A 19,964-nucleotide genomic window follows, 5' to 3' on the forward strand; every position below is an offset into this window, starting at 1 on the left:
TATTCATGTCTCGCTTTCTTCCCGCCGCGGCGTTTGCAGCGCTTGCCACTCTGAGTGGCTGCTCTGCCCTCTCTCCAAGCTCTGATCTGACCAAGCTGGACCTGTCACTCCAGGGCAGCGACCGGCTCAACCCCGACCTGAACGGGCGCCCTTCGCCGGTCGTGATTCGCCTCCTGGAGCTCAAACATCCGGTGGCTTTCGAAAACGCTGATTTCTTTTCCCTCTATCAGCGCCCCAAGGAAGCGCTGTCCCCGGACCTCGTGATACAGGAAGAGCTTGAGCTGCGCCCAGGCGAGCAGCGCGACCTCAGGTTATTCGTGCAGGAGGGCAGTCGCTACGTCGGCGTGCTGGCCGCCTACCGCGATCTGCCGGAATCGAACTGGCGCTTCGTCATTCCTATGCAACACAAAGCGCAGAACCGAATCGAACTGAGGCTCGATGAGCACGGCATCAAGGCCATCGATCCGTTCGTGGGCGGAGATGGTCGATGAGCATGCACAAAGTGATCTGGCAGGAAGGCATGCTGCTGCGTCCGCAGCACTTCCAGCAAAGCGACCGCTACTACGACGCGCAACTCAAGCAGCGGACCCAGAAGCTGGGACATTACGCCTGGGGCTTCTTTGGACTGGAGATTGACCGCCAATTCCTCAACATGGGCAAGCTAGTGCTCAGCCAGGCGAGCGGGTTGCTCCCCGATGGCAGCCTTTTCGAGATCGGCGCCGAGCGTGAGCCACTGGCGCTGGACGTGCCGCCGAACACTGGCAACACACCGGTGTATCTGGCGTTACCGCTGGTGACCGGCAACCACATCGAAAGCCGTCGGCCAGAGCAGAAGGACGTGCTGGCGCGCTACACCGCATTCGACGAAGAAGTCACCGACTCCAACGCCGGCGATAGCAGCAGCAGCCAAGTCAGCACCGGGCGGCCGGACTTCCGGTTGCTACTGGGCGAGCAGCAGAGCGATCAGGCTTACGTGAAGCTCAAGCTTTGCGACATCCTCGACACCACACCGGACGGCGTGATCAGCCTAGACCCTGAATACATTCCTACCTTTATCGACTTCCAGGCCTCTGGCTACCTCCTGTCGTGCCTGAAGGAAGTGATCAGCATGCTCGGCCATCGTGGCGACATCCTGGCAGAGCGTATCCGCGCTACCGGCAAAGTCGGCGGCGCGGAAGTCGGCGACTTCATGATGCTGCAGCTGATCAACCGCTACGAACCCGTGCTGCGTCACTACATGGGCATCGAGCGGATTCATCCCGAACACATCTACCGTGAACTGCTGGGGTTGTTGGGCGAACTGGCGACGTTCTCCAGCGAGACAAAACGCCCGCGCCTGGATGGCCGCTACCTGCACAACGACCAGGGGCTGTCGTTCCGCAAGCTGATGGATGCGATTCGCCAAGTGCTGTCGATGGTGCTCGAGCAGCACGCCATCGAACTGCTACTGCAACAGCGTCATTACGGCATTCAAGTCTCGCCGCTGCACGACCACAAGCTGCTCGGCAGCGCCTCTTTCGTTCTCGCAGCCAGCGCCCAATGCGACTCCGAAGAGTTGCGCACTCGCCTACCGGCTCACCTCAAGGTCGGTCCGGTGGAGCGTATTCGCCAGCTGGTCAATCTTCACCTGCCGGGTATCAAGGTCAAACCGCTGCCCGTCGCGCCGCGGCAGATCCCGTTCCATTCCGGCAAGACCTACTTTGCTTTGGAGCTCAGCTCAGAAGAGCTGGCGCAACTGGAGCGCTCCGGCGGCTTCGCCTTCCATGTGTCCGGCGAGTTCACCGGGCTTGAGCTGAAATTCTGGGCGATCAGGGACTGACCAACATGATCAGAGAAATGGACTACGCACAGGATGACAAGACGGTCATCCTCAATCGTCACGGCGACGCCCCGGCACAGAGCCCGCTGACGGACTTCAACGCACCGCCCAAATTCGAGCAACTTGAAGAGCGGATGATCTATGCCGCGCGGCTGCGTCCGGCTGAAACCTTCAATATCAGCCTCAACCCGCTCGTCGCGGCAGCCTCCTCCCTCCTCTCCGAAGTCGTGCGGCTCAAGCACAGCTATGAAGGTGAAGACCTGCATGCGCTCAACCAGCGCTTGTCCGGTGAACTCAAGCTGTTCGAGCACCGCGCCCTGCACGACGGCGCCGAAAGCAGCCAGGTCATGGCCGCCCGCTACGTGCTGTGCACCGCGATCGACGAAGCGGTGGTGACCACGCCTTGGGGTAACGAAAGCGAATGGTCACAGATGAGTCTGCTGTCGAGTTTCCACAACGAGACCTTTGGCGGTGAGAAGTTCTTTCAGCTGCTCGAGCGGCTCTCGCGCAACCCAGTCAAGCACCTGCCGATGCTGGAGTTGATGTACCTGTGCTTGTCACTGGGTTTCGAAGGCAAGTACCGGGTGATGCCACGCGGCATGCTCGAGCTCGAAGCGGTCCGCGACAGCCTTTACCGGCAGATCCGCCAGTTGCGCGGCGATGTACCACGTGAGGTATCGCCGAACTGGCAGGGGCTGCGCGACACACGCCGGCGCCTGGTGCGCATCGTGCCCTGGTGGCTGGTCGCGCTGTTCACATTGATCTGCCTGGTAACACTCTATGCGGGCTTCGCCTGGGTGCTGGGAGAACAACGCGAGGCGGTGCTGCAGCCCTATCAACCTGTCGATCCGACCGTTCAGGTCGAGCCCAAGCCGTAACAAGGACGTACTGCCATGAAGGTTTTTTTCGGCAAGCTTGCCGCGTTTTTCCGCAAGACCTGGGTATGGAGCCTCTGCCTCCTGCTCACGCTGGCCCTGCTGGTCTGGTTCGTCGGCCCGCTGCTCGCAGTAGACGACTATAAGTTTTGGGAATCCTCGGCCAGCCGCCTGCTGACCATCGCCGGCCTCTGCCTGGTCTGGGGGCTGTTCATCGTGTTCGCCAGCTGGCGCAGCACACGTCGCAAGCAGGCCGAAGCCAGCGACGAAGAGGTTCAGGAGCGGCTTCGCCGTGAGGGCTTGGTCAGCGAGGAGCAAGGCATCCTCAGCCAGCGCTACCGCGACGCCCTGCGTACCCTCAAGAGTTCGAGCCTGTACCGTGGACGCAGCGAAAAATGGCGCAACGACCTGCCGTGGTACTTGCTGCTTGGCCCTCATGGCAGCGGCAAAACCTCATTGCTGGACTTTTCCGGGTTGGACTTTCCGCTCAACCGTGGTGAAAACAAGCGCCTGACCAAGGATGTCTCCGGCACCCGCTACGCCGACTGGTACTTCGCCGACCATGCCGTGCTGATCGATACCGCTGGCCGCTACCTGACACAGCCCGACGCGGGTATTGACGGCAAAGCCTGGGAGACGCTACTTGGCCTGCTGCGCCGCCGCCGTGCACGCCCGCTTAATGGCGTGCTGATCAACATCCCGGTCGAGCAGCTGCTGCACTCCAGTGAACTGGAACTCGAAACGCTGGCCCGCCAGAGCCGCCAGCGTCTGCATGAAGTCCACCAGCGCCTGGGCGCCGACGTACCGGTTTATCTGGTCTTAAGCAAGGCCGACAAGGTGCTTGGCTTCGACGAATTTTTTGATCAGCTCTCGCGCGAGGAAAGCGATCAGGTGCTGGGCACGAGCTTTCGCAAGGAGCAGGACGGCACTGACGTCAACGTGGTGCGGAGCGAGTTCGAGGAGCTGCTGCGTCGTCTCAACAGCCAAGTCATCCTGCGCATGCACCAAGAGCGCGACACCCAGCGCCGCGGCCGCATCCTTGATTTCCCGCACCAGCTTGGCCAGATCGGCGAGCGTTTATGCCTGTTCGTCGAACTGGCGTTCTCCGGCAACCGCTACCAACGTGCCAGCCAGCTGCGCGGTTTCTACCTCACCAGCGCACCGCAACTTCAAGGTGAGTTCGACCCGCTCACCAGCGGCATCGGCCGCAACCTTGGGTTGTCGAGCGGCGCGCTGCCATCGTTCCGCAGCGGTCGTGCGCGCTTCATCAATCACCTGCTGAGCCGCGTGATCTTTCCCGAAGCTGACCTCGCCGGGCTTGACCAACAGGAAGTTCGCCGCATCGACTGGGGCCAGCGCGCCCTGTATGCCGCAGGTTTCGCCTGCCTGGCGCTGTTCGGGGCGTTCTGGGCCAACGGCTTCTCCAGCAACCATGAACGGCTCGAGCAATTGCGCGGCCTTGCGGAACAGCTGGGCCGCGAGCAACAGGGGATCTCGTCTCAAGATGATGCACTGCGGACGCTCAAGGCGCTGGATATCAGCTATGCGGCTACCCAGGTGTTTCCTGATAAGGCAGATGTGTCCTTCCTGCAACGCGGTGGGTTTTATCAGGGAGAGGTGGTAGACCCCACCCTCCACCAGGCCTACCGCCGCGAGCTGGAAAGCGTGCTGCTGCCTCGCGTCGCGCGCCAGCTGGAGGCCCAGATTCGCGCCAATCTGACGGATCGAGAGCGCCTGCTGGGCAGCCTGCGCGCTTACCTGATGCTCAATCTGAAGGCGCGTCGCGACGACGCTTTCCTTAAGGACTGGGTCGCTGCCGATTGGTCGCTGCGTTACGCCGGCAACGCCGTCGCCCAGAACGGCCTCAACACCCATTTCGAGCGACTGCTCGGCGAGGGCTTCCAACCTTATGCGCTGAACGACCAACTGGTCGCCGAGGCACGTCAAGTGCTGCGCAGCGAATCGCTGGCCAGCGTCGTCTATCGCATGTTGCGCGATCAGGCGCGCAACTTGCCTGACTACCGACTCAGTCAGCACCTCGGACCGCAAGGTGCATTCTTCAATGGCAGCGACTACACCATCCCAGGTTTATATACGCAGAATGGGTATCAGACGTTCTATGTCGCCCAGGGTAGCGAACTGGTGCGCGAAATCCTGCGTGACAACTGGGTGCTCGGCGAAGGCGACAGCTTGAGCCTGAAAGATCTCGGACGGTTGATGGTCGAGATGGAGCAGCTTTATTTCCGGGACTACGCCAACTATTGGAGCGAAGCGGTCGCCCAGCTCACGCTGGAGCCCATTGCAGGCGCTGGTCAAGGTTCGGCTCTGCTTAGCGGGTTGTCTGCAGCGAATTCCCCACTGCTGCAACTGCTCGTCGAAGTCCGTGACAACACACGCTTTGCTGGCGCGGTCGATACGGCTGGCGACGCCGTAGACGCAGTCGATGCGCTCAAACATGCCAACGGCAAGCTGGGCAAAGCCGCTAAGCTCGCTTCAGCCGCTGCCGAACAGACCCAGGCCGCACTGGCCAAGAATGTGCCCGACACGGCGCGCAAAACACTCGAGCGCCGTTTCGAGCCGCTGCATCGCCTGCTTGACGACAATGCAGGCGCCAGCGCCGAACTGGTTCCCACACTGCAAGCCCTAGACGCGCTTCAAATGCAGCTGGCCAGTCTGGCGCATGCCAGTGCGCCAGATCAGGCGGCCTTCGAACTGGCCAAGGCACGCATGGCAGGCCAGCGTGATGCCATCAACCAGCTGCGGGCCAGCGCAGCCCGGCTTCCACAACCGATCGGCAACTGGCTTGGCCTGCTCGCCGAAGACAGCTGGACGCTGGTTCTGAATGACGCTTACCACTACCTCAACCAGCGCTATCAGAGCGAGCTGTACGCCTTCTACAAAGGTTCGCTACGTCAGCGCTATCCATTTAGCGCACACAGTGAGAGCGACGTCGCCATCGCTGACTTTCGGGAGTTCTTCAAGGCGCAAGGTGTTGCTGATGGGTTCTTTGATCGCTACCTGAAGGCGTTCGTCAGTGGCAGTGCTGGCCACTATCAGCTTCGTCGAGTCGACGGCCGAGGCTTGCCGTTGTCACGCGAGTTCCTGTCTCAGATAAGCAACGCGCAAACCATCCGCCGCAGTTTCTTCTCAGAAAACCCGAACGAGCCGCAGATTCGCTTCAAGCTCGAGCCCTATTCGCTGGATTCGAGCCTCGGCCGCGCAGACTTTCGCTTTGGCAATCAGCAAATGGAATACCGCCACGGGCCAATCGTGCAGACCGCCTTCAGTTGGCCAACCGACGCGGAGGATGGCCGCACCAGCCTGGTGGTTGAGGAACTTGGCGGACGTCGCGTCGGCATCGAGAAGAACACCGGCCCCTGGTCGCTGTTCCGCCTGCTGGACCTGATGCAGGTCGATTACCACAGCGGTCGTGACGTGCTGATGCTCAAGGCCAATCTGGGCGGCCGCAACGCCAACTACCTGTTACATAGTCAGCGTTCGCCGAACCCGTTCGACATCGCCCTGCTGCGCGACTTCAAACTGCCGGCGACCCTGTGATGTCAGCCACTGCAAGCCTGCCCTACAGCTGGCGCAGCGCCGCGCGGACCGATACGGGCAAAGTCCGCGCGCGCAATGAAGACGCCTTTCTCGACCTCCCCGAGCAAGGCCTTTGGGCGGTGGCCGATGGAATGGGCGGCCACCACAATGGCGCGTTGGCCAGCCGCCTGATCGTCGAGCAACTCGCCATGTTGCCCAGTGGCAGCATGGCGGAGCGCCTGGTCGGTCTGCGCCGCTGTTTACATGAACTCAACCGCAGGCTGGGGCAAGCGCTGACCGTCACCGCTGATCGGCCCGATCCCGTGATTGGCAGTACCGTGGTTGCGCTGCTGATGCAGGCCGACCGTGCCGCCTGCGTATGGGCGGGTGACAGCCGTTGCTACCTCTGGCGTCGTGGACGGCTTTATCAGCTCTCGCGTGACCATTCATTGCTACAACAGCTGATCGACGAACAGAGCCTGAGCCCGCAGCAAGCTGCACGTCATCCGGCGGCAAACGCCCTGACCCGCGCCATCGGCGCCAGCGAACAACTGACACTGGATATCCTCGAGTTCGAGGTGTATCCAGGTGACACCTTGCTGCTGTGCAGCGACGGGCTCTACCAGAGCCTGTCACCCGACACTCTGGGCGCGGCGCTCAATGCACCGTCGACGGGCCTGGCCCTGCAACGGTTGTTTGAGGAGGCCATGGTGGGTCCGTGCCGAGACAACCTGAGCGCAGTGGTGATACGCCTATGAACGAGCCCCTGCGCGCTGAGCCGGCATCAGACCTCACCTATTTCGCCTTCGCGGCCTCGGCACCCTCCCCCGCAAGCCTGGCCACATCGGCCGCTGCTTTTGCCGCGCGCGATTTGCCAGAGGTATTGGCAGGCCGTTATTTGATTGAACGACTGCTTGGCGTCGGCGGTATGGGGGCCGTTTATCGCGCTCGAGACCTATTGCGCGAGCAGTTCGGCGACCCGGAGCCCTACGTCGCCCTTAAAACCTTGAGTGACGAGTTCAACGAGTACCCAGATGCCCACGCGCTGCTCTATACCGAGTTTGCTCTGACCACGCGTTTAAGCCATCGCCACGTCGTGCGGCTGTTCGGGTTTGACGTGGACGCCATCAGCCAACGTGCATTCATTACGCTCGAGCTGCTCAAAGGTCCGACGCTCGACCAGTTGCTCAGCGAACGCCCGGCAGGCCTCGCCTGGGACGAGTTATGCGAAATCGCCGTGCCGCTAATCGAGGCGTTGGCCTATTCCCACAGCCGCGGCGTCATCCACGGGGACATCAAACCCAGCAACGTCATATTGGCCGAAGACGGGCTTCGCTTGTTCGATTACGGCCTCGGACAGGCACTCGAAGGCGTGCTGAAAAACCTGCCACGCCTGTCTCGTAACCGATTCAAAGCCTGGACCACGCGCTACGCAGCCCCTGAACTACTAGACGGCGGGGAGCCATCGGAAGCCAGCGATGTATACGCACTCGGTTGCCTGCTTTATGAATTGGCCAGCGGCACCCACCCGTTCCGGCGGTTAAGTGCCAAGCAGGCAAAAGCAATGGAGCTCGACAAGGAACTGGCATGCCCTGCGAACCTCACTCAGGGCTGGCCCACTCTGCGCGCAGCCTTGGCGTTTGACATTCATCAGCGCACAGCCAGCACGACCCACCTGTTGAATATATTCCGCCGCCCCGCACCAAGCCGCCTGCAGCGCTGGTTCGGGCGCGCCCATGGATGACAAGGACACAAGGAAGCGCCATGTTCAACGCGGCCAACGACACCCACTTCAGCCTCGCCATCGAAGGCGTCGAGCACGACCTGCAAGTGCTCGCGTTCACCGGGCGCGAAGCCATCAGCCAACCCTTTCGTTTCGAGCTTGAGCTGATCAGCGAACATCCCGAACTCAACCTGCAAAGCCTGCTGCACAAGCCGGCATTTCTCGCACTGTCACCGGCCGGCCATGGTATCCACGGAGTGATCCACCGCGTTGCACAGGGCGAGTCTGGCAAGCGCCTCACCCGCTATCGTGTGTCCATCGTTCCGCAACTGACCTACCTCGCGCACTGTACCGATCAACGCATTTTTCAACACCTGACGGTGCCGCAAATCATTGCCCAGGTACTGGAGAGTCACGGGATTCAGGCGAACGCCTATCGCTTTCAGCTCGGCCCGACGGCCTATCCCCAGCGCGACTACTGCACCCAGTACGACGAAACCGACCTGCACTTCGTCCAGCGCCTATGCGAAGAAGAAGGCATCCACTATCACTTCGAGCACAGCCAGCAGGGTCATGTACTGGTGTTCGGTGATGACCAGACGAGTTTTCCCAAACTTGGCCAGCCCACCGCGTACCTGCAGGACAGCGGGCTGGTAGCCGACGAGCCGGTGATCAAGCGCTTCTCCGTGCGCCTGGAGACTCGTACCAACCGCGTGAGTCGGCGCGATTACGACTTTGAACAGCCACGCCTGGTGATGGAGGCCGCGCAGAAGGGCCAAGCGGGGGACAGACAGATATCGTCTGAGCCAGACCTCGAAGACTATGACTACCCGGGTCGCTTCACCGATCGAGCCCGAGGCAAGCACCTGTCCCAGCGCTCACTGGAGCGCCACCGCGCCGACTACCGCCTGGCTGAAGGCCGAAGCGACCAGCCACGACTGGTCAGCGGGCACCTGCTGGAAATATCTGATCACCCGCGCCAGGAATGGAATGACCTCTGGCTGCTGACCGAGGTGCTCCATGAAGGCAAACAGCCTCAGGTGCTGGAGGAGTCGGTAACAAGCGACACTGATGCACGAGACGGTTTCACCCAGGGCTACCGCAACCACTTTACCGCCACCCCGTGGGCGGTCCCTTACCGCCCGGCTCTGACGCACGCAAAGCCGCGCGTGCTCGGCAGCCAGAGCGCCGTGGTCACAGGCCCTGCGGGCGAAGAAATCCACTGCGACGAATACGGCCGGGTAAAGGTCCAGTTCTTCTGGGATCGCCACGGCCAAGCCGATGAAAAGACAAGCTGCTGGTTGCGCGTCAGCTCAAGCTGGGCCGGCGACCGCTACGGCGGTATCGCCATCCCGCGCGTCGGCATGGAAGTACTGGTTACCTTCCTCGAAGCTGACCCCGACCAGCCCTTGGTGACTGGCTGCCTCTACCATGCCGAACATCAAGTCCCCTACGACCTGCCGGCAGACAAGACCCGCAGCGTCTTCAAGACACTGTCGAGCCCCGGCGGGGGCGGCTACAACGAACTGCGCATCGAGGATCGCAAAGGCGCCGAGCAGATATACATCCACGCCCAGCGGGACTGGGACGAAAACATCGAGCACGACCAGAAGATTCGCGTTGGTAACGAACGCCACGACCGGGTGGAAGCCAACAGCTACAGCGAATATAAGGCAGAGGAGCACCTGAGCGTCACCGGCGATCGCAAGGTGGAAGTCAAACCCGACGACCACCTCACTATTGCCCAAACCCAGCACATCAAGCTCGGCACCGCCCAATTGACCAAGGTCGGCCGCGAGATCCACCTCAAAGCCGGCCAGAAAATGGTCATCGAAGCCGGCATCGAGCTGACCCTCAAGGCTGGCGGCAGCTTCATCAAGCTCGACCCGGGCGGCATCACCCTCAGCGGCCCAATGATTAAGATAAATGCCGGTGGCGCGCCTGGTAAAGGCGCCGGGATAAAGATCAAGCCGCCGGTTTTGCCTGGAGTGGCAGATCGAGACAAGGCGGGGAGTTTGTTGGAGCAGGCGCTGGGTAATGCTCTTACGCCCAAGACAAAACCCAAACGCACGCTGAATTTCTCCGGTTAACAGGGATCAAGCACGAGCCATCTTCACGCCCGTGAAAAAGGACTATCATCATGGCAGACAACAAACCGATCAACTGGGACTATCCGTTCAAGACCGCCGGCGAAGACAGTAAAGAAATCAGCGATCCGCAGATATATCTCGATGCCTTGGCCAAAGCCAAAGATGGCTTCTATCCCATGGGGGCCAACGGTCTTTGGCATGGCGGCGTGCATTTCGACGCAGGCAGCGCCGAACTACTCGATCAGAGCGCAGTTCGCTGCATTGCCGATGGCGAGGTGATCGCCTATCGCATCGATGACAAGTATCCCGAGACGTCCTACGCCTCCACGAGCCAGCCTGGCATGGGGCCAGAGTCGGTGGGCGCCAAGTATTCAACGGGTTTCGTGTTGGTCAGGCATCGCCTGGTGCTGCCGTCCGTACTTACACCTAGCGCTCCTAGCGGGGGGACAAGCGACAGTACAACGGCAGCAACGGCAGCAACGGCTTCAGACACCGCCTCGCCAGCCGCTGCGGGCGCAGAAACCGCGCCGGCCAGCGAAGGACTGACTTTTTACAGTCTGTACATGCACCTGCTCGACTGGGTCGGCTATCAGGCCACCAGTGCCCCTAAACCCGCCGAGTTCCTCGCGCCGACCTGCTATGCGGTCAAGTCCACCACTAATGATCCACTCGTGGGCTTGCGGATACGTGCTTTGGCCGAGGATGGAACGAGCGAGGTGCTCGCCTTGCTCCCCAAGGGCTGCAAAGTCACGCTGGGTGAAACGCACAACAAAAAGTCCCAATACAAAAAGCTACTTAACATCGATGAGGGCGCGGCTATACCCGCCTTACCGGCAGGTACTGTCGACTGGGTGTATGAGCCTGAACTGACCGGCAACACCGTGGCGGGCAAAGCCCAGGACACCGAACCCGCGCTCACCCTCAGCCACCAGGGCTTGAATGTGCGCCGCGAAAGTAACCGTACCGGCACCATCATTGGCGTATTGCCGCGTGGTGCAACACTCAAGGTGGGCGAGAAACAGAGAAGCGGCTATTGCAAGGTGCTGGAGGTCATGGACTATCGCGGCGTACCCGTACTGCCCAACGGGCCGGATGGCAAACCGCTGGGCTACGTGTACTTCGATGAACTCGAAACTCAGTACGGTGCCCCGAGCGTTACAGGCAGTGTTCATATTTTGCCCAAGCCTTACGCGATCAACGCTGGGGAACTGGTTGGGCATATGGGTAAGTATCAGAACCAAGACGAAGGCACTGCCAAAAAACGCCTGCACCTGGAAGTTTTCACGAGCGAGGACGTCCCAGCTTTCATCGAGAAAAGCCGTGCTGTCGGGGAAAAGCTGCCCGATGAACAGAAGACCCTGATAAAGGTGGACAAGGGCTCGAAGATCGTCCAGCCCCCTGCTGCAGATGCACAAGTCGAAGCGAGACTGGATTTGCGTCTCTGCGGCGATTCACCCAGGGCCGGTTGCTGGGCCAAGGTGCAGAAGTACACCATCTGTAACGCTGACAAGAACAGCGAACTGGGCAGTTATAACTCGACAAAGCGTACCTATTCGCTAAGCGCTCTGCAGAAGATAACCCTGGCCTCCCGAATGGGCGTCAACGCTGCGGATATGCCGGATCAGGTCGACTTTCTCAAGGTGTACTCCAACTCACTTGAGGGGGGCGCCCCCATGACTATGAGGGTGGCAGCATCCCCACGACCCATCCATGGCGCAAAGTCGGCGCTGTAATAGGCAAGCCCTTCTGGATCAAACGCTCCGCATTGAACGCTCAGGGCCAGCGCAGCAGCACGGCCGGCACGCTCGATGCCTGGACAGAGTTCCCCCTGCACAGTGGCCTGGAAGGTAAAGCCAGCGGTTACGTACGCATACTGCCCGCCAGCTCCTGGGACGCTTTGCCTGATGAGCGTAAAGCTATCGACGCTGAGAAGGTGCGCTGGTGGTACGTCACCGTCGGTGACATGGAAGGCAACGACATTTCCGGTTGGGCACCAGAAAAAGACCTTATCGTCACACGTCACTCGCCCTGGGAATGGCCAGGTTTCAGCACCCTGCAAGACAAACTCCCTCTGGACGCCCACCTGGCAAGAACCCTCGACGCCACCGGGTGCGCAACGGAAGACGAAATTGCACGCTACGCCGCACTGATCGAAGAAGCTGAGCTCGGCCCCATCCTCAGCAAGCTGTACGAGATCATCGACCAGCCAGACGGAAAGGGCGTCCGTGACAACAAACTCACCCCAGCGGAACTCCAGGCCGCCCTCGGCAAATCTTGGCTGGCACAGCAGCTTTCCCTGCTGATCAGCCAGCATGAAAGCGAGTGGTTCTGGAACGAAGAGAAGTGGAACCAGTTGGACAAACTGATGGGCCACACACCAGCAGAGCCAAACCTGAATTGGGTTGCAGAGAAGAAAAGAATCGAGACGATATCTTGGTGGGCGGAGTTGGCCGGCCAACCGGGAATACGGGCGAATGGGGTAGCGTGGCATTTTCACCCCGCGGAGCTAATCAGGCTCTTCTATAAACCCAGCGCACGCCTGATAACTATGGAGATGCTGCAAATAACAAACAAGTAGCGACTCTTCATATTATGAGGAAATACTGCCTTACCTCAACGAATATGCGAACGCCTACGAAGTCAATACACCTCTTCGAATTGCTCACTTTCTGGCTCAGGTTGGCCACGAAAGTGGATTCAGAGTCCGCTCGGAAGATGGCAATTATAGCGCGACACGCATGCGTGAAATTTTTGGATGCGTGGGTGGAAAAAACAATTACGATAAAGCAACGGACGAATGCTCGCTTGGGCGCCTGCGAGATAGACTATGGACGCATGAGTCGGCATATGAAAACAACCCGAGGAAGCTTCTTAGCTTTGTATATTCATCACGAATGGGTAATGGTGACGAGAGAAGCGAGGAAGGATATAAATTTCGAGGTAAAGGCATCATTCAGCTAACCGGAAAGAATAATTACCGGAGATATACGGAGATACATAATCATGCAAACCCAAATGACGTCAAAGACTTTATCGAAGCCCCAGACCTGATCATAACCAACGTTAAATATGGTGTTGAGTCAGGCTTCGTCTACTGGGCAATGGTTAACGCCAACATAATGGCGGACGCAGATAATTCAGAGCGTCTAACGGTTGCAATTAATGGCGGCATGAACGGATATGACGAGCGCATTGAGTGTTTAGAAAAATTAAAGCACCACATGGGTATATGAGTATCCCTATGAAGGAATTACTAAAAACAATTGCGGTTTCTATATTAACCCTGGCATCGACGATTGCTTGCAGCCAAGAAAATATCAGGGCATCTAATGACACCAAAAGAGGAGCGGTGGCAAATCTCTGCGATGCTGATGAGGAAAGCATATTCACATGCTTTACCGAGAAGAAGATAGCGTCTCTATGCTTGCGACAGCAGGAGGGCAACGTTTATATAAAGTACAGATACGGCTCACCAGAGAAAATAGAATTGATCTATCCAATTTCTCAAGCGGACTCCAGTGAAGGGTTTAAATTAAGCACAACCCCATACCCGGGCGGAGGAGAAAATCGGATCCGCTTTGCCATAGCGGAATACAACTACTACTTATATGACATTGCGAAATCTGAAAGCGACGATCAAGGCCAATACCCTGTATTTAAATCAGGGATATTAGCTTTGAAAAATAACGCAACAATTCTATCGAAATCATGCAAAAACGACGCAAGTATAAAAGCACCTGCCTTCGAAGTACTCCAGGAGGAGAATTTTAATTATAACCTCGATATGATCCGCGAATAATAGAGGCTTGATATATATTTGTATTTTTGCTGCTGTAAAGCTCTCGCTTTCTTTAACATAAAACCAATACTCCTTGGCGGCTACCAGTACCAGCTCGGGCCAACCGTCTACCTTGGGCGCGAATACTGCGTGCGTTACGACGAGAGCGACCTGTACTTCGTCCAGCGCCGATGCGCTGAGGAAGGCATCCATTACAACTTCGAGCACAGCCCACAGGGCCATGTACTGGGACGGTGGACGCAATAACAAGGATAGTGAATCTAAACACGGATAGCTATCAAGCAAGACGGGCGAATTTTGAGAGACTCTGGAGCACCCAAATATTAAAGTAGCCAGAGATAAAAAATGTTTCCATTGATAACCTTGAAGCGATCGTTAGAATGAAAATTTCGCATCTTGCGCTAGCCCTGACTGTAGCTTTCTCGTCTCTCCTATCGGCAAATACTATGGAAGAGGAAAACCCCCTCTTCAGCTGCAAAACAAAATCCAATAAAGCCTTCGAATTACATAAGCAAGATAATGCGATTCTTTATAAGTTTGGGAAAATCAATTCTCCACCAGAGCTAGAATTAAAAAAACCATCAGATGAGGTGCAGATTGTAATAGGCAACGCGTCTGGCAGCGAGCTAACCAACTCCATCAGCTTCGTTAATGGCGAATATTCGTACACATTAATATCCAGCGTCAATAAGATTGCGGACGTCCAAGAGCCCACGCACGGCATATTAGTTAAGAAAAATTCTAACTACTTAACTTATATCTCATGCATTTCAGCCTCCGTGGAGGGAAGTTTGCTTGACCTTAAATAACTGTCCGAGCACGCATTCACCCTTATCTGTCACCGCAAAAGCGGCGACATCTAATTGCCATCACCGCTCAATCCTGCCATAAACGCGCACTCGCCATAACGCTACAAGGATGTACCGATGCAATTGCTGCGCCGAGCCCTGGGGGCTGTCTTGTTGTTGGCTATGCTGGCCGCGGCCGTTGGGCTGTATTTCGTGGCCTACCCAAACCTTCCGGAGTACGAAGCACCCGAAGCGCTGCGTTATCTGGAGCAGTGGGAGAACGGCGACCGGGAGACTTACTACTACACGCCGCAAGGCACACAGGTAAAGGGACTGGAGTACGACTGGTTTGTCTCGCTGGAGCTGCCTTTCAGTCAGGACAAATTCGCCACGCCCGACTACCTCGCCCGCTTCGGATTTCTGGTCGATCCCTCCCAACAAGCTACCGCGCTGAACCCCGGCAACCTGCCGGTGGGCTTTGCCCGCCACGAGGACGACGAGAGCGGGCGAACCTACCTGGATGTCACCTGCGCGGCCTGCCACACCGGTGAGCTGCGCCATAACGGCCAAGCCATCCGGATCGATGGCGGCGCGGCGATGCATTCGCTGGCTTCGACTGTACCGACGCTGCGCGGCGGTTCATTCGGCCAAACGCTAGGCATGAGCATGGCCTTCACTTACTACAACCCCTTCAAATTCGACCGTTTCGCCCATGCGGTCCTTGGCGAGCACGACGAACCGGCCCGCGCACAGCTGCGCCGCGACTTCAAGCAAGCGCTTGATCGGCTACTGGGCACGGCCTACAACGACTGGCACCGGGACCTTTATCCGACCGAAGAGGGCTTCGGCCGGACCGACGCCTTCGGGCGCATCGCCAATACCGCTTTTGGTGATGCCCTAGACACCGCCAACTATCGCGTCGCCAACGCCCCGGTGAGCTACCCGCATCTCTGGGACATCTGGAAATTCGACTGGGTGCAGTGGAACGGCTCGGCCATGCAGCCGATGGCGCGCAATATCGGCGAGGCCCTAGGCGTCGGGGCAAAGCTGCAACTGCTCCATGAAAATGGCCAGCCGCTGCCCGAAGGCGAACGCTACGCCTCGGGCGTTCGTGTGCGTGACCTGCACAGGCTGGAAAATACGCTGATGCGGCTTGCCCCTCCCCGTTGGCCAGAAGAGATTCTGGGCGAGATCGACCTCGAGCAAGCCAGCCGTGGGCGGGCGCTTTATCGCGAGAACTGCGCCCATTGCCACGACGCCAAACCGAAGCCGGAGAACAACCGCTATGCCCCGGAACGAGACCCGGAATGGCGCATGGCAGTAATCCCGACCTCCGTGGTCGGCACCGACCCGACCACGGCTGACAATATCGCTGATCACCGTTTCGACCTGACCCGGTTGGGCTGGACGCAGGATGAGCTAAAGCGTCTCGATGTGAAACTGTACGGACAATCTACGGGCCCGCTGGACCTGAGCAAGGTGTCCAGTGCCAAGGGGCTGGCCTACATCACCGCCTATGTCGAAGATCGCGCCTATCGCGATGCGGGTATCGGCGCGGCAGAACGCGCCGAGTTCAATGGTTTTGGGCTGCCCATCGGCGTGCAGGAGATTCGCGGCTACAAGGCCCGCCCGCTGGATGGCATCTGGGCCACCCCACCCTTCCTGCACAACGGTTCGGTGCCAAGCCTGTTCCACCTGCTGTCTCCGGTAGCCGAGCGGCCGCAACGGTTCTGGACCGGCAGCCGCGAGTACGACCCCAGCCACGTCGGCATCCGCACTGAACGCTTCGGTGGCGGCTTTCTGCTGGATACCGCGATTACCGGTAACGGCAACCGTGGGCATGAGTTCCGAGCAGGCTGTCGTGGCAACGGCGTGATTGGCCGGGCGCTGGCGCCACATGAGCGCTGGGCCTTGGTCGAGTACCTCAAGGTGTTGGGCGACCCAGGCTTCGAACCACGCCTCGAAGCGCTACCAACTCGCCCTCACACGCCCGGCCCGAGCTGCCTCTGACTCGAACTCCGCATAAGGACTTGCTGCATGCTTACAAAACTCTGGCTTTGGATCGGTCGTGTGCTCGGCCGCCTTCTGTTGGCCCTTTCCGCCCTCGGCTTAGCGAGCTGGGCCATCTACACCGCCTACTTCCATATCACCCATCGCGGACCCGTTCCGACCGAAGAGGTGATCGCCCCGACCGAAGCGGCCGACACCCAGGCGATCATCGCCGACGCCATCGCCGTGGTGGAACAGCACAGCGAGAATACTCGTGTGCTGCGTGATGCCCATGCCAAGGCACACGGCTGCATGCGGGCCGAAGTCAATGTGCGTAATGACCTCGAACCCGCGCTGCGCTATGGCGTATTCGCCGAACCGGGCAAAACCTGGAACGCCTGGGTGCGGCTGTCCAACGGCAACGCCTACCCGCAGTTCGACCGCATCAGGGATGCCCGCGGCATGGCGATCAAGCTGCTCGACGTTCCGGGCGACAAGCTTACGCGTGACCCGCGACATGCCGGCGAGCAGGACTTCGTGATGTTCAACCACCCGGTGTTCTTCGTCCAAGACGTCGCCGAGTACCGCAGTAACTTCGCCGCCCAGGCGCGGGGCCAGAAGGTGTTGGCGTTCTTCCCGAGCATGGACCCGCGCAGCTGGGAACTGCGCCACCTGCTCATTGCCCTGCAAACATTGGCACCGGCGCCACAAACGCCGGTGGCCACGACTTACAACTCCGTGGCGCCGTACAAGTTCGGCCAGCACAACATCAAGTACCGGGTCATCCCTGCGCCCGAGCGCTGTCCCGCGTATGAACTGCCGGAACAGAACCACGACCTGCCCAACTTCTTGCGCCAGGCGCTGTATCAGCAGCTGTCGCTGGACCGTGTACCCGCATGCTTTGAGCTGCAGGTGCAGCGCCAGAACGCCGAGCACTATATGCCCATCGAAGACACCAGCATCGAATGGGATGAGGCGCTCTCGCCGTTCGAAACGGTCGCGGACATCCGCTTGCCTGCACAGGATTTCGACAGCCCCGAGCAGAACCTCAACTGCGACAACCTTAGCTTCAATCCCTGGCACGCGTTGCCGGCGCACCGTCCAATCGGCGGCATCAACCGTTTACGCAAAGCCGTCTACGAATCCATCAGCGCCTATCGGCTAGAGCGCAACGGCGTAGCCGAAACACGCACACCAAGCACAGAAGTGCCCTGACCTACCCTGCAGCGGTGTTCAATAAAGGTGTTCGAGACAGACTGAAGGGCTGCTGACCGGTGCAGCGCTCAGGGAGCGCGACGTTTCAGCTGAAAGCTGCCGCCCCATAATGGATACGCCTGCAGGCGATGCCTCACCGACGCTGATAAAGAATTTCTTGAGGCTGAACTGCCGTGTTGTTGACTGTGGCTGGTTGTTAGCAAATCTGGCCTAGCGGCGGCCTACTACGCGCGCTCTGCGTTAAACAAAAAAGGCGCCCTAAGGCGCCTTTTTCACAAGCTACAACAGAATCAAGCCTTGGCTTTCTTCGCAGCGCGGTTACGCTCGCCTTCGTCGAGGATCTTCTTGCGAAGACGGATCGACTTCGGGGTCACTTCGCACAGCTCGTCGTCCTGAATGAATTCCAGAGCCTGCTCCAGCGTGAAGCGGACCGGCGGAACCAGGGCGATGGTTTCGTCCTTGCCCGAAGCGCGCATGTTGTCGAGCTTCTTGCCTTTGGTGGGGTTAACGCCCATGTCGTTGTCACGGCTGTTCAGGCCGACGATTTGACCGTTGTAGATTTCCTGGCCGTGCTCGACGAACAGCTTGCCGCGCGCCTGCAGAGTTTCCAGAGAATAAGTCAGTGCCTTGCCGGTATCGATCGATACCAGTACGCCGTTCTGGCGGCCGGACATGTGGCCAGACTTCATCACGTCGTAACGGTCGAAGATCGAGGTCAGGATGCCTGCACCGTTGGTGATGGTCAGGAACTGGTTACGGAAACCGATCAGACCACGGGCGGGGATGTTGTACTCAAGGCGAACACGGCCTTTGCCATCCGGCACCATGTTGCTCAGGTCACCCTTACGCAGGCCCATTTCTTCCATGACCTTGCCCTGCGCTTCTTCAGGGATGTCGATGGTGACGTTCTCGAACGGCTCGTGCTTGGCGCCATCGACTTCACGAATGATCACTTCCGGACGGCCTACGCCCATCTCGAAGCCTTCGCGGCGCATGTTCTCGATCAGTACCGACAGGTGCAGTTCACCACGGCCGGAAACCTTGAACTTGTCAGCCGAATCGCCTTCTTCAACGCGCAGAGCCACGTTGTACAGCAGCTCCTTGTCCAGACGGTCCTTGATGTTACGGCTGGTGACGAACTTGCCTTCCTTGCCGCAGAACGGCGAGTCATTGACCTGAAAGGTCATGGAAACGGTCGGCTCGTCAACGGTCAGCGGCTTCATCGCTTCGACGTTGTTCTGGTCGCACAGGGTGTCGGAGATGAACAGTTCATCCATACCGCTGATGCAGACGATGTCGCCGGCAGTAGCTTCTTCGACGTCAACACGGTGCAGACCGTGGTGCCCCATGAGCTTGAGGATACGGCCGTTACGCTTCTTGCCATGCATGTCGATGGCGGTGACGGGGGTGTTGGGCTTGACGCGACCACGGGCGATACGGCCTACGCCGATGATGCCGAGGAAGCTGTTGTAGTCCAGAGCGGAAATCTGCATCTGGAACGGGCCGTCGATGTCGACCTTCGGAGCAGGTACGTGGTCAACGATCGCTTGGTAAAGCGGAGTCATGTCTTCAGCCATGTCGGTATGGTCCAGACCGGCAATGCCGTTCAGGGCCGAGGCGTAGACGACCTGGAAGTCCAGCTGCTCTTCGGTGGCGCCCAGGTTGTCGAACAGGTCGAAGATCTGATCCAGCACCCAGTCAGGACGCGCACCAGGACGGTCAACCTTGTTGATCACCACGATCGGGCGCAGACCGGCTTCGAAGGCCTTCTTGGTCACGAAGCGGGTTTGCGGCATCGGGCCGTCTTGGGCGTCGACCAGCAGCAGCACGGAGTCGACCATCGACATCACACGTTCGACTTCACCGCCGAAGTCGGCGTGGCCGGGGGTGTCGACGATGTTGATGCGGTAATCGTTCCAGCGAATAGCGGTGTTCTTGGCCAGGATGGTGATGCCACGTTCTTTTTCCTGGTCGTTGGAGTCCATCACGCGCTCGTCGTTGAGCTCGCCGCGCTCCAGCGTGCCGGACTGACGCAGGAGCTTGTCGACCAGGGTAGTTTTGCCATGGTCAACGTGAGCAATGATGGCGATGTTGCGTAGATTATCGATCACAGTAGTGGTCTCGTAGTT

General features: G+C 59.0%; 15 protein-coding genes and 1 pseudogene. 15 read left to right on the forward strand and 1 reads right to left on the reverse strand.

Features of this window, described 5'->3' with window-relative positions:
- Positions 1-5 precede the first annotated feature (5 nt).
- From tssJ to AAGW23_RS18230, 15 genes and pseudogenes are all read left to right on the forward strand, one after another.
- The gene (gene tssJ, locus AAGW23_RS18160; protein WP_342407730.1) at positions 6-491 is read left to right on the forward strand and encodes a type VI secretion system lipoprotein TssJ; all 486 of its coding nucleotides are present in this window, start codon (positions 6-8) and stop codon (positions 489-491) included.
- Positions 488-1,819, forward strand: a complete 1,332-nt coding sequence (gene tssK / locus AAGW23_RS18165) for a type VI secretion system baseplate subunit TssK (protein WP_342407731.1) — start codon at positions 488-490, stop codon at positions 1,817-1,819. Before tssJ ends, tssK begins: the two co-directional genes overlap by 4 nt.
- 5 nt (positions 1,820-1,824) lie before the next feature.
- Entirely contained in the window at positions 1,825-2,697 is an 873-nt protein-coding gene (gene icmH / locus AAGW23_RS18170) for a type IVB secretion system protein IcmH/DotU (RefSeq protein ID WP_342407732.1), read from the forward strand.
- Positions 2,698-2,712: 15 nt separating this feature from the next.
- Positions 2,713-6,252 (forward strand): type VI secretion system membrane subunit TssM, encoded by a 3,540-nt coding sequence (tssM, locus tag AAGW23_RS18175; RefSeq protein ID WP_342407733.1) that lies wholly within the window; start codon positions 2,713-2,715, stop codon positions 6,250-6,252.
- Entirely contained in the window at positions 6,252-6,989 is a 738-nt protein-coding gene (locus AAGW23_RS18180; protein WP_342407734.1) for a PP2C family serine/threonine-protein phosphatase, read from the forward strand. The genes tssM and AAGW23_RS18180 overlap by 1 nt, the downstream gene beginning before the upstream one ends.
- Positions 6,986-7,975, forward strand: coding sequence for a serine/threonine-protein kinase (locus tag AAGW23_RS18185; protein WP_342407735.1), 990 nt, complete (start codon positions 6,986-6,988; stop codon positions 7,973-7,975). Before AAGW23_RS18180 ends, AAGW23_RS18185 begins: the two co-directional genes overlap by 4 nt.
- A gap of 20 nt (positions 7,976-7,995) precedes the next feature.
- Entirely contained in the window at positions 7,996-10,044 is a 2,049-nt protein-coding gene (tssI, locus tag AAGW23_RS18190) for a type VI secretion system tip protein TssI/VgrG (RefSeq protein ID WP_342407736.1), read from the forward strand.
- Positions 10,045-10,094: 50 nt separating this feature from the next.
- Positions 10,095-11,777 (forward strand): SH3 domain-containing protein, encoded by a 1,683-nt coding sequence (locus AAGW23_RS18195; RefSeq protein WP_342407737.1) that lies wholly within the window; start codon positions 10,095-10,097, stop codon positions 11,775-11,777.
- 32 nt (positions 11,778-11,809) lie between these two features.
- The gene (locus tag AAGW23_RS18200) at positions 11,810-12,622 is read left to right on the forward strand and encodes a hypothetical protein (RefSeq protein WP_342407738.1); all 813 of its coding nucleotides are present in this window, start codon (positions 11,810-11,812) and stop codon (positions 12,620-12,622) included.
- Positions 12,623-12,782: 160 nt separating this feature from the next.
- Positions 12,783-13,277, forward strand: coding sequence for a hypothetical protein (locus tag AAGW23_RS18205; RefSeq protein WP_342407739.1), 495 nt, complete (start codon positions 12,783-12,785; stop codon positions 13,275-13,277).
- 8 nt (positions 13,278-13,285) lie between these two features.
- Entirely contained in the window at positions 13,286-13,843 is a 558-nt protein-coding gene (locus AAGW23_RS18210) for a hypothetical protein (RefSeq protein ID WP_342407740.1), read from the forward strand.
- 81 nt (positions 13,844-13,924) lie between these two features.
- Positions 13,925-14,071 (forward strand): annotated as a pseudogene (locus tag AAGW23_RS22055) (contractile injection system protein, VgrG/Pvc8 family); the annotation flags it as partial.
- 152 nt (positions 14,072-14,223) lie between these two features.
- The gene (locus tag AAGW23_RS18220; RefSeq protein WP_342407742.1) at positions 14,224-14,652 is read left to right on the forward strand and encodes a hypothetical protein; all 429 of its coding nucleotides are present in this window, start codon (positions 14,224-14,226) and stop codon (positions 14,650-14,652) included.
- A gap of 117 nt (positions 14,653-14,769) precedes the next feature.
- Entirely contained in the window at positions 14,770-16,641 is a 1,872-nt protein-coding gene (locus AAGW23_RS18225) for a di-heme-cytochrome C peroxidase (RefSeq protein WP_342407743.1), read from the forward strand.
- A 27-nt stretch (positions 16,642-16,668) separates the two neighbouring features.
- A complete protein-coding gene (locus AAGW23_RS18230) occupies positions 16,669-17,835 on the forward strand; it encodes a catalase family protein (RefSeq protein WP_342407744.1) in 1,167 nt (388 codons plus the stop codon).
- Between the two features lie 290 nt (positions 17,836-18,125).
- Here the strand turns inward: AAGW23_RS18230 and typA are convergent, their stop codons facing one another.
- Positions 18,126-19,946 carry a translational GTPase TypA gene (gene typA, locus AAGW23_RS18235; protein ID WP_148925918.1) on the reverse strand — a complete coding sequence of 607 codons (1,821 nt, stop codon included), beginning with the start codon at positions 19,944-19,946 and terminating at the stop codon, positions 18,126-18,128.
- Positions 19,947-19,964 lie beyond the last annotated feature (18 nt).

Origin of the sequence: Stutzerimonas chloritidismutans (assembly GCF_038562055.1) — a bacterium.
Classification (GTDB): Bacteria; Pseudomonadota; Gammaproteobacteria; order Pseudomonadales; family Pseudomonadaceae; genus Stutzerimonas; species Stutzerimonas chloritidismutans_A.

Coding starts and splice junctions, on each gene's coding strand:
- tssJ (WP_342407730.1), top strand. CDS start 6: ATGTCTCGCTTTCTTCCCGCCGCGGCGTTTGCAGCGCTTGCCACTCTG.
- AAGW23_RS18195 (WP_342407737.1), top strand. CDS start 10,095: ATGGCAGACAACAAACCGATCAACTGGGACTATCCGTTCAAGACCGCC.
- AAGW23_RS18205 (WP_342407739.1), top strand. CDS start 12,783: ATGCGTGAAATTTTTGGATGCGTGGGTGGAAAAAACAATTACGATAAA.
- icmH (WP_342407732.1), top strand. CDS start 1,825: ATGATCAGAGAAATGGACTACGCACAGGATGACAAGACGGTCATCCTC.
- tssM (WP_342407733.1), top strand. CDS start 2,713: ATGAAGGTTTTTTTCGGCAAGCTTGCCGCGTTTTTCCGCAAGACCTGG.
- AAGW23_RS18230 (WP_342407744.1), top strand. CDS start 16,669: ATGCTTACAAAACTCTGGCTTTGGATCGGTCGTGTGCTCGGCCGCCTT.
- tssK (WP_342407731.1), top strand. CDS start 488: ATGAGCATGCACAAAGTGATCTGGCAGGAAGGCATGCTGCTGCGTCCG.
- AAGW23_RS18180 (WP_342407734.1), top strand. CDS start 6,252: ATGTCAGCCACTGCAAGCCTGCCCTACAGCTGGCGCAGCGCCGCGCGG.
- AAGW23_RS18225 (WP_342407743.1), top strand. CDS start 14,770: ATGCAATTGCTGCGCCGAGCCCTGGGGGCTGTCTTGTTGTTGGCTATG.
- AAGW23_RS18210 (WP_342407740.1), top strand. CDS start 13,286: ATGAAGGAATTACTAAAAACAATTGCGGTTTCTATATTAACCCTGGCA.
- AAGW23_RS18220 (WP_342407742.1), top strand. CDS start 14,224: ATGAAAATTTCGCATCTTGCGCTAGCCCTGACTGTAGCTTTCTCGTCT.
- AAGW23_RS18185 (WP_342407735.1), top strand. CDS start 6,986: ATGAACGAGCCCCTGCGCGCTGAGCCGGCATCAGACCTCACCTATTTC.
- tssI (WP_342407736.1), top strand. CDS start 7,996: ATGTTCAACGCGGCCAACGACACCCACTTCAGCCTCGCCATCGAAGGC.